Origin of the sequence: Polaribacter sp. (assembly GCF_965660385.1) — a bacterium.
Lineage (GTDB): Bacteria > Bacteroidota > Bacteroidia > Flavobacteriales > Flavobacteriaceae > Polaribacter.
Window position 1 is genome coordinate 1 of sequence record NZ_CBFHZT010000068.1, and the last position, 10,937, is coordinate 10,937.

9 protein-coding genes are annotated in these 10,937 nt (G+C 29.4%); 3 read left to right on the forward strand and 6 right to left on the reverse strand.

All coding sequences use genetic code 11. From position 1 onward, the window contains the following. From ACTG3V_RS13880 to ACTG3V_RS13895, 4 genes are all read right to left on the reverse strand, one after another. On the reverse strand, positions 1–3,564 hold a 3,564-nt coding region (locus tag ACTG3V_RS13880), incomplete at its 3' end, for an IgGFc-binding protein (RefSeq protein WP_439132770.1). 122 nt (positions 3,565–3,686) lie between these two features. Next, positions 3,687–4,532: an ABC transporter permease gene (locus tag ACTG3V_RS13885; protein WP_439132771.1), complete on the reverse strand. Its 846-nt coding sequence runs from the start codon at positions 4,530–4,532 to the stop codon at positions 3,687–3,689. Between the two features lie 15 nt (positions 4,533–4,547). Continuing rightward, the gene (locus ACTG3V_RS13890; protein WP_439132772.1) at positions 4,548–5,447 is read right to left on the reverse strand and encodes an ABC transporter ATP-binding protein; all 900 of its coding nucleotides are present in this window, start codon (positions 5,445–5,447) and stop codon (positions 4,548–4,550) included. A gap of 143 nt (positions 5,448–5,590) precedes the next feature. Next, on the reverse strand, positions 5,591–6,073 hold the full coding sequence (locus ACTG3V_RS13895; protein ID WP_439132773.1) for an IS1096 element passenger TnpR family protein: 483 nt from the start codon (positions 6,071–6,073) through the stop codon (positions 5,591–5,593). A 71-nt stretch (positions 6,074–6,144) separates the two neighbouring features. On the opposite strand from ACTG3V_RS13895, the gene ACTG3V_RS13900 reads away from it, so the two are divergent. Together ACTG3V_RS13900 and ACTG3V_RS13905 are read left to right on the forward strand one after the other, a co-directional pair. Then, the gene (locus ACTG3V_RS13900; protein ID WP_439132774.1) at positions 6,145–6,564 is read left to right on the forward strand and encodes a PaaI family thioesterase; all 420 of its coding nucleotides are present in this window, start codon (positions 6,145–6,147) and stop codon (positions 6,562–6,564) included. Continuing rightward, a complete protein-coding gene (locus ACTG3V_RS13905; protein WP_439132775.1) occupies positions 6,565–7,605 on the forward strand; it encodes a chorismate-binding protein in 1,041 nt (346 codons plus the stop codon). A gap of 127 nt (positions 7,606–7,732) precedes the next feature. On the opposite strand, the gene ACTG3V_RS13910 is transcribed toward ACTG3V_RS13905, so the two are convergent. Together ACTG3V_RS13910 and ACTG3V_RS13915 are read right to left on the reverse strand one after the other, a co-directional pair. Then, entirely contained in the window at positions 7,733–8,092 is a 360-nt protein-coding gene (locus ACTG3V_RS13910) for a PUR family DNA/RNA-binding protein (RefSeq protein ID WP_439132776.1), read from the reverse strand. A 74-nt stretch (positions 8,093–8,166) separates the two neighbouring features. Then, a complete protein-coding gene (locus ACTG3V_RS13915; RefSeq protein WP_439132777.1) occupies positions 8,167–9,921 on the reverse strand; it encodes an ABC transporter ATP-binding protein in 1,755 nt (584 codons plus the stop codon). A gap of 146 nt (positions 9,922–10,067) precedes the next feature. Here ACTG3V_RS13915 and ACTG3V_RS13920 point away from each other — a divergent pair. After that, a partial coding sequence (locus ACTG3V_RS13920; protein WP_439132778.1) for a transcription antitermination protein NusB occupies positions 10,068–10,937 on the forward strand: 870 nt, incomplete at its 3' end.

Genomic DNA, 10,937 nt, shown 5'->3' on the forward strand with positions numbered 1-10,937 from the left:
TACAGGAGAGTTGATACTATTGAGAATTGCATCTTTATCCAAAGAAAAATTGGTGATATTATCCGTATCAGAATTAGCATCAGTATCATTACCATTAGTATCCAAAAAGTCGTCACAAACTGGGGGTTGTAGTGTGTTGAAGGCGTTACGAACTGTTTGACCCACATTTATAGTAAGTTCTGCCAATTCAGATGCGCAATTAAATTCTGAAATTACTTTTACATATATAGTTTCTGGAACGTTAACTTTAACTGGGTAAGAAGTTGGATTAGAAATTAGGAATGTGCCAGCTGCATCTTCATAAAACTCAAAAGTAACATTTGGGGTTTCTGAGATGTTTTGTTGTGCCAAAGTTAAGTTTACGGTTGTATCACTATCTGTAACTTCTATACATTGATTTAACTCGGGGATTGCCTTTAAAATAGGCATAGGATTAACACTAAGGTTAATAGCATTTGACGTTTCAGTACAAGCGTTACCAGATTTATTTAAAACAACCCGATATTGATAATTATTATAACTTAAAAGTGTATTTGTAATTTGTAAACTACTTGTTGTACTTCCACTATAAACAGCATTGTCTGAAATAGCATTCCAAGTTGTGCCATCTGTAGAAAGTTGCCACTGAAAAGTGTCAGCTGTGGAATCTATGGTAATTGAATTTGTTTCATTTTCACAAAAAGTTACATCTTCAAAAGGAGTGTTTAAGATGATTGGAGCACTTGTAATATAATCTAAATTTGGATTTGTATAGCCATCTAAATTGTTAGTTACTTGTCCAACATCATTAATGGTAAAAGGAGAAGCATCTAAAATACCATCGTTATTTAAGTCTGTAAAACCAGCCTCTGTTACATCAAAACAATTGTCATTATCTGCATCTAATTCTACAAAATCGAAATCTGTATCATTGTCTGTATTTAATATGGTGTAGTTTAAAGAAAGATTTTTTGCATCTGGAGTGGCCTCTAAATTATCAACCAAACCATTTTTACCAATTAATGCATTGGCATTGTCTATAATACCATCAAAATTAGTGTCTAAATTATGACCAGCTTCTGTAGCATCGAAAATACCATCGTTATCAGAGTCTAAATCTAGATAATTTAAAATACCATCGCTATCAGAATCTACATTTAATATGCCATCAAACATGTCATCTAATCCATCTTGATTTGCATCAACTCCAGACAGTGAACTTGGTTGAGGAAAAGCTTCATTTACATCTGGTATTCCATCATTATCAGAGTCTAAATCGAATATGTTTTCAATACCATCACCGTCAGAATCTAAAGAAAAGCAAGTAAGTTGAATGTTGCCTCTAAAGTAAGAATCGGTCATTAAACCAATAGAATTGTGCTCAAATATAATTTCATTTATTTGATTTGCCACAAACTGAAATGTGCTTGAATTGCCCATTACACCAGCTTTATAGGTAAACCTAATTTCTGATGCAGAAATAGTTGTGACACCAGTTTCATATTCACCATCAAAATTAGAATCTACTAAAAGTTGATCATCAGGATCTAGTAAGGTAATGTTTTTATTATTTGGTGTAATTTTTAAAACGAAAAACTCTTGGTTATCTATTGAAACATGATTTTTAGTGGGATCTTGTTTTAAAACAAAGTTTACATTATTTGTGAATTTTAATTGATATTGAGCACTTGAATTTGGGTTAGAAGCTAAGATTGATTCAAAATTACCATCAGCATCTCCCGTAATTGAGCTAGTATTTTCGGTTTTTGTGTAGGTGCTAGAAACTAAAGCAGCGTTTGTTGAGCCATCTTGAAAAATAATTTCAGGATTACTAATGTCAGACATATTAATGGCTGCATTTCCAATAGATTCATCACAGTTTAAAATTCCATCATTATCTAAATCAACGTCTAAATTATCAATAATTAAATCTCCATCATAATCATCAGGACAAATGCTAACAGGTATTTCAATAGATTCAAATTTAGCACCAGTACAATCTACTGTACCAATCAATTTATACCTACCAGGTTCAGATTCTATAGGTTTGTAATCGGTGTTTGTACTTCTTGCCTCCCAAGTATTTGTTGTTTCATTAAAATACTGCCATTCAAAACTATCAAATAAATCTGTATTTGCAGCTTGTAAAGTAATGTTAGGAATACAATTACCTAATGAGGTAATTGTTGTATTAAAATTAATTTCAGGTGCAGTTGGAAAACCAGAATAAAAACTACCAGACGTTGCTGCTCCGTTAACATTAAAATAAGCACAATATAGCTCTTCACTACTTTCAACACTAATGTTTCCAGTTAAGTTAGTTACTTTGTAAGTTTCATAATCAGAGACTCCATCATTATTAATGTCAATTGCAAATGGTCCAGAAGTTGTAAAATTAGCAATAGGCTCTGAATTTATGGTTACAGTTGCATTTGAATTGGTTACTACTGTTACACCTCCACTAAAAGTAACATTTCCAATACTTTCAATAATAGGTATATTATCTACCTTACCTCTGCTTTCACAGCTTAATGGAGGTACAAAAAACATGCCTTGATTTGCTTCACTAGTGCTAGCACCTACACCTTGATATGCAAATACTGGTTTCGTAGTTTCTATATACAAATTACCATTTGAGTTAAATTCGCTTCCTTCTAATAAGATATATTCTCCTTTATTTAGCGAAGCAATTATGCCACTACCATTTCCATCTCTACTAACAGCTGTATTGTCTTCATGGGCTACAATTAAAACATTTTCCCAACCATTTTCCCCTCCACCTTTTACAAAAATATAATTAGTGCCCACTTTATCTAGCCCAACAATTTGGTCTATACCATAATCTCTTCCACCACCATTATGAAAACTTCCATTGGCAGAACCTGTATTCACAGCAATAGGTTTATCAGCACTAATTAAAGTACCAATTAAACCATCTCTGTTTATAACATTATCAGTAGCATTTGTAGCAATGATGGTACTTTCACCTTCATTTAAAGTGAAGGAAATAGGTAAACTACCTGTATAATTTTTAATTTGAATTCCAGTGGGTAAATCATCAAAAGTAATTTGTGTATTATCTTCTGATGCCATAACAGAAATAAAATTTAAGTAATTGGTCTGCGGATTTTCATTAGTAAACATTCCAGCTCTAAATGTAGTGCCTAAAGCTGATGAACCTTTACTTACTAAAGCACCAGCTTGAGCACCATTACCTGCTAAAACACGTATTGATACATAAATAACATCAGTTGCTTCAACAATGTAACCTTTGTTGTTATGTACAACACTTGTTTGCCTAGAGTCTACAAAGAGTTGGCTATCGCCATTTGCTATAAATCTTTCTTGTGGATTATTTTTGGATACAATTCCTGTAATATCGTTATCTGGAAAACCTATTTGTTTAATGGTATAGCTTACATCTTTAGTACTTGGTGTAGATATATAAAAATATTGATTTTCTGGATTTGCATTTCCTTCCTCAGCATAGGTTAAAGGTGGTAAATAATGCTTTTTACTTAATTGCCCATAGCAATTATGAAATTGCAGAATGGCAAAAACCAAGATGATTAGTTTATATTTCAAGGATAAATGATTAAATAAATAATACCTGCTAAAAATAATAAGAATTAAACGAAAAAAAGGTCTATTCTTTTTATAAGATTAGACCTTTTTTTAATTGTAAAGTTTAAACGTTACTTTAAATTTTATAAATCTCTTTTTAAGAGTAATTTGTAAGACAAAAATATGAATAAAAAAGTCCAAAAACTCACGATTAATATGTTTGATAAATCCACAGAATAACTTTTGCTAAATGTTTCTCCCATGGTATTTGCTGCTGATCTTACAGCGCCTAATCTTGAAAATGGTTCTTTTATTAGATTTGCCATTGATTCGAGTGGTAAAAATTGCATAAATTTATCTACAGTAGTGCTGGTATGCTCATTTTCATTGAATTTCCAAAATAAAAATCCTCTAAACATATTTTCTATAATAAGCCAAACAAACATTGCCCCAACTGCAAATGCCGAACGCTTTACTAAGATGCCTAAAAACAATCCAAAAGAGAAAAAACCAACTAATTTTATAAAAAAAGCTATTAAATACTCTAAATCAGATACAATAATTGCAAATTCATTATAATCTGAATAGAATAAACCTAACACTAAAGAAACTATAAAAACAAATACAGTTGATATGGCTGCAAAAGCGATAACCGTATAAAATTTAGATAAAATGAATTCCTTTTTACTTAAACCATCAATTAAATTTTGTTTTAAAGTTTTGTAGCTGTATTCGTTAGACATCATTGAGACGATTACTAACAATAAAAAGAACTTTAATATAGCAGCAATGTAAGTATTAAAATGCCATATATAAGGAAAGTTAAAAATACCGGCTTCTGCCAAATGCAATTTAAAGCTACCAAATTCAAATTTTATGGCTGCAATTAAGGCAATTGATGTTAATAAACCAAAGTATATGATAGATAATACTTTACTGGCGCTATTGTATTTTAGTTTATGAAATTCTATTGTAAGAAGTCTAAGCATGACTTTAGTTTTTGGTTAGTTGTTTTTTGTTAAATCTAAAAATTGTTGTTCTAAACTAGGTTTGCGTTTTACCAAATGACTCAAAACAAATCCTTCTGCAAAAAGAGTTTTGTTGATTTCTGCAGCTGATATGTTTTCTTGTAAAGTAGCAATAATCGTTTCGTGATCTTTAGATACTTTTAAAATAGCGTTATGATTGTTTAAAAAATCAATTAGTTTCTCTTCATTCTCTTCAATTTTTAATTCTAATAAACCTTGAGAAGCTGTCATTTCATCAACTCTACCAGCATAAAGTTTAATCCCTTTTCTAATCACAACCACATGGCTACACACTTTTTCTACTTCATCTAATAAATGAGAAGCCAATAAAATGGTTGTACCGTTTGCGGCAATTTTTTTTATGATTTGTCTAATTTCATGAATGCCTTGAGGATCCAATCCATTTGTAGGTTCGTCTAAGATTAAAATTTCTGGGTCGTTCAACAAGGCAGATGCTATGGCCAACCGTTGTTTCATCCCTAAAGAAAATGTTTTAAACTTGCTGTTTCTTCGTTCAAAAAGATTTACTATTGCTAACTTTTCATCAATTTTTTCTGTAGATATTCCTTTTATCTTGCAAATTAGTGCTAAATTTTGAGTAGCAGTCATATAAGGATAAAAGTTTGGACGCTCAATAATTGCACCTACTTTTTTTAAGGCTTCATGGGTTGATAGTTTACCATCAAACCAAGAAAATTCTCCAGATGTTCTGTTAACAACGTTTAAAATAATTCCTAAAGTTGTAGATTTTCCACTTCCATTTGGCCCTAGAATTCCGTAAACGTTTCCTTTTTGAATATCAAAAGAAAGATTATTTACAGCATGAACATTGCCGTATTTTTTGTCTAAATTTTTAAGTGATAAGATTGTTTCCAAAGAAATTGATTTAGTCAGTTATACAAGTATGACGACTAAAATACAATTTTGTTACGAAGAAAAATTGTGTAAAGTTTTTTTGTTAAAAAGTTAACAGCTAAAAATAAGTTTATTGAGTTATAAACAACTAAGCAATATCATTTTTAATATTCATTAAAATCGAAATCATCAAAAATATCGAATTCATCATCGTCATCATCATCAAAATTTTCTGCAATAAATTCTTTATCAGGAGCTTCATCAGGTATTTTACCTACTTCTAAAATGGTTTTTGGTAAATCGTTTCTTTTTTCTAATGAGATTTCAACAACATCTACATAAAAAGTCCACATATTTAAAAAATCGTACACATAAATTAGCTTATTATCTTGCTCAGGTAGTGTTTCGTTTAAAATGCAAGTTTGCATAGAAATTTCTTCACCAGCCTCAGCCATATTAAATAGCGGAATTTCTTCGCCTTGATTCCATTCATCATCAGTTCTGTAAAAAGAAGCCATTTCTTGCCCTTCAAAACCAAATGCTTTGGCGATAATAAAATGTAACTTTTCTAAGTTAATATTGTCATCAACCAAAATGGTTCTAATTACATCTTCTTTGGTATCTAAAATAACACGTATTTTGTACATAGATTTCTTAAATATTGGACTGCAAAAATACAATAAATTATGCGTATTTTTACATAGATAAATTTTGTAAAATGAATATAGAAAATACACTTTTAGTATTGAACAATCTTAATAAAAACACATTAATGGAAACACTTAATATTGAGTTTGTTGCTGTTGGTGATGATTTTGTTACTGCTAAAATGCCTGTAAATACTAGTGTTTATCAACCTTATGGTATTTTGCATGGAGGTGCAACAGCAGCATTAGCAGAAACTGTAGGTAGTTGTGCATCTGCATTATTTATAGATACAAAAACTAAAATTGTAAAAGGTATTGAGTTAAGCATTAACCATTTAAAAAGTAAAAAAGATGGTGTTGTTTATGCAACTGCAAAACCCGTTCATAAAGGAAGAACTACCCATTTATGGGAAATAAAAGTTGTTGATGAAAACGAACAGCTAATTTCTATTTGTAAACTCACTAATATTGTTTTAGAAAAAAAACAGTAAATGAATATTTTTGATAAAATTACAGCCTCTTATCAATTAAAATTACCTTTTGCAGTGTATAGAAAACCCAAGGCAAATGGTATTTCAGGTTTTTTTATGAATGATGATGATGTAGTTTATACCACCGATTTTTGTGAATCAGGTTTTGTCTTTGCACCATTTAATGCTGATGAAAAGGCGATTTTATTTTCTTTAGATAAAGCTGAATTTGTTACTGAAAAGTTAGTTGAAGATCATTTTGATTTTGAAAATAACAATATAAAGGATGATGAAAAATCAAAAGAACATCATATAACTATTGTTAAAAAAGCAATTCAGCAAATTGCCACTAGTAATTTGCAAAAAGTAGTGATTTCAAGAAAAGAAATGGTTGATATTACTTATTTTGATTTGCTACTAACTTATAAAAAACTCTTAAAAAGTTACCCTAATGCATTTGTTTCTGTGTGGTTTCATCCAAAAATAGGGATGTGGTTAGGGGCTACACCAGAAACGCTTTTGCAAATAGAAAATAAAAGTTTTAAAACCATGTCTTTGGCTGGCACGCAAGTTTATCAATCCAAAAAAGAAATTATTTGGAAAAGTAAAGAATTAGAAGAGCAACAATTGGTTACTGATTTTATTGAAAATCAATTAGCAAATATTTCATCAAACTTAAAAATTGATAAGACTGAAACAATTAAAGCTGGAAATTTATTGCATTTAAGAACAAAAGTTGAAGGTGTTTTGTATGAAAATGCTTATTTAAAATCGTTAATAAGGGCTTTGCATCCAACACCTGCAGTTTGTGGTTTGCCAAGAAATACTTCTAAGAAGTTTATTTTAGAAAACGAAAATTATCATAGAAGTTTTTATACCGGTTTTTTAGGTGAATTGAATATCAACAAAAAATCAGCACTTTTTGTGAATTTACGTTGTATGGAAATTGAGGAGAACCAAGCTTCAATTTATGTGGGTGGGGGAATTACAAAAGATAGTAATGCTGAAAAAGAATGGTTAGAAACTGTTTCTAAAAGTAAAACAATGAAAAAAGTATTGTAAATAAAAACAGCAAACTAATTAAAGTTTGCTGTTTTAGTAAAAAAGTGTAAAATTGAATTGAATTAAGTTTGTATTGTATCTTTAAATATTACTATTTAAAGGGGAGAATACAAACAGCATTACACTGTTAAATATCATCAAAAGAAACATCTGTAAAACTTTGTGCAGATTTGGTTTCTTCTTTAATTTCTTCTTTTTTATAATCTTTTTGATGACGTTCGCTAATTACTTCATCTCCTTTTTCAGCTACAATATAGTCTGTTGCTTTTTTTAGCATTTCATGAAAATCAGAAAAATCTTCTTTATATAAGTAAATTTTATGTTTTTGATAATGAAAAGAACCATCATCATGTGTAAATTTTTTACTCTCTGTAACTGTTAAATAATAGTCGTTTGCTTTTGTTGCTCTAACATCAAAAAAATAGGTTCTTCTTCCAGCTCTTAATACTTGCGAAAAAATTTCTTCCTGTTCAACTCTCTCTGCCATAATCTTAATAATAGTAATTGTTGTTTGTTGTGCTTACAAATCTAACAAATTATTTTATGTAGCAAGGTTAAACCTTAAAATTCTTTTTCTAAAAGTTGTTGTTCGTATAAATCTTTGTAGTAACCATCTTTATCTATGAGTTGATTATGAGTTCCTTGCTGTGTTATTTTACCATTGTCTAACACAATAATTTTATCTGCATTTTTTGCAGATGAAACTCTATGACTAATAATAAAAGTGGTTTTATTTTTAGAAACGCGTTCTAAATTTGATAATATTTTTTCTTCAGTTTCTGTATCAACAGCAGACAAGCAATCGTCAAAAATTAAAATTTTAGGGTCTTTTATAATCGCTCTAGCTATAGAAACACGTTGTTTTTGTCCGCCAGAAAGTGTTACCCCTCGTTCACCTAAAATAGTATCATATCCTTTAGTAAAATCTACAATATTATCATGAACCACAGCATTTTTTGCAGCTTCTATAATTTCGTTTTCAGTAGCGTCTTCTTTTCCAAATTTAATATTATTTCCAATTGTATCAGAAAATAAAAAAGGATCTTGAGGTACAAAACCAATTTGATTTCTAACATCGTTTAAATTGGCTTCTTTAATAGGTTTGTCATCTAATAAAATTTCACCTTCAGAAGTATCATATAACCTAGAAATTAATTCAATTACTGTAGATTTTCCAGCACCAGTTTTTCCTAAAATCGCTAAAGTTTCTCCAGCATTTACAGTAAAATTAATGTTTTTTAATGCAGTAATATTGGTATCATCATAAGTAAAACTTACGTCTTTAAAAGTAACTTTTCCTAAAAGTTCTGTAGGTGAGGTATTTGTATTTTCAATTTCTGGTACTTCATCTAAAAACTCATTAATTCTTGCTTGCGATGCCTCTGCTTGTTGCACCATAGAAGTTACCCAACCAACAACTGCAACTGGCCAAGTAAGTATATTTACGTACAACATAAACTCAATAATAACACCAGATTTTATTTCGCCATTAATGTATAAATTACCACCAACATAAATTACAATTAAATTACTTATACCTATTAGCAAAAGCATTAAAGGAAAAAAGAGAGCGTTTGCTTTGTGTAAGTTGATGTTTTTCTCTTTGCTTAAATCAGAAATTTCATCGAAATCTTTAATTATGGAAGCTTCAATTCCATAAGATTTTACCACGTTTATACCTGATAAAAACTCTTGATTAAACGTGGTTAATTTAGATAAATATTGCTGTACAATTGTACTTCTTTTGTGTATAACCTTACTTAAAACAAAGATTGAAATAGACAAAAGCGGAAAAGGAATTAAGGTATACAATGTTAATTTTAAATCTACCTGAACCATTTGGGTAAAACCAACAGCAAAAAGTACTAACATATTCATAGTGTACATTACAGCAGGACCAACATACATACGCACTTTACCCACATCTTCACTAATTCTATTCATTAAATCTCCAGTTCTGTTTTGTTTGTAGAAGTTGAGTGATAGTTTCTGGTATTGTTGATAAATTTCGTTTTTTAAATCAAATTCAATAAGCCTTGAAGTAACAATAATAGTTTGTCTCATTAAAAAAGTGAAAAATCCACTTAACAAGGCAACACCGATTATAATGAGTACATTTATCAATAATTCGTGTTTTACAAAATCAATATCGGTAACTTTATTATTTTGATAATCTTCTACAACATTAAAAGATTGTTTAATAAGTTTGGGTACTTGCAGTGCTAAGAGTTTAGATAATATGGTAATTAGCAAACCTATTAAAATACGCCACTTATATTTCGAAAAATATTTATTTAAATATTGAAGTGCTTTCAAAGAAGAAAATTAGTTATAAATATGGCACGAAGATACGAGTTTCAAAAAGATAAATTTTCTTAAAAAAGAATTAAAAAAGTACTCTTAAGAAAATAAAATAATACTACTTTTGCATCGAAAATTAAAAGCTTTTTAAGTTCTTTATAATGATTAACAGAAGACATATTCGAGTTAAAGTAATGCAGTCTGTATATGCCATGCAGCAATCTCATAACAGTGATATTATAAGAGAAGAAAAATTTTTAAAACACAGTATTTTAAAAATGTTCGATCTGTATGTTTTAAACTTTCAACTAATAATTGAAGTACAAAAACTAGCTGCAAAGAAAATGGCATTATCCAAAAAGAAAATTCTTGCAACTGAAGCAGATTTAAAGCCAAACACAAAGTTTATAGACAATAAAGTAATTAATCTAATAGCAGAAAGTATTAGTGTTGAGAGTTACATAGAATTGAATAAACTTAACCATTGGGAAGAAGATGATGAATATGTGAAAATTATTTTTGATGAATTACAAAAAAGTGATTTATACAAAAAGTATTTAAACACTGTAGAAGATTCACCAAAAGAAGATAAAGCTTTTGTGATAGATTTTTTTAAAGAAATAATTGCACCTAATGAAAAATTAGCAGATTATTACGAAGACAAAATGATCTCTTGGGTAGATGATATACCATTTGTAAATACATGGGTGGTGAAAACATTAAGCAAATGTAAACCTCATAAAACTTTTGAATTAGGTACCTTGTATAAAGATGAAGATGATGAAGCTTTTGTTTCTGATTTGTTTAAGAAAACCATTTTAAAGCATAAAACTTACGAGGAAGATATCACTGATAAAACACCAAATTGGGAATCTGATAGAATTGCAGATATTGATATGATTTTAATAAAAATGGCAATTACAGAGTTTTTAAATTTCCCATCAATACCAGTAAGAGTTACTATTAACGAATATATTGAGATAGCTAAAGATTATTCAACCTCAAAAAGTAGTTATTTTATAAATGGAGTT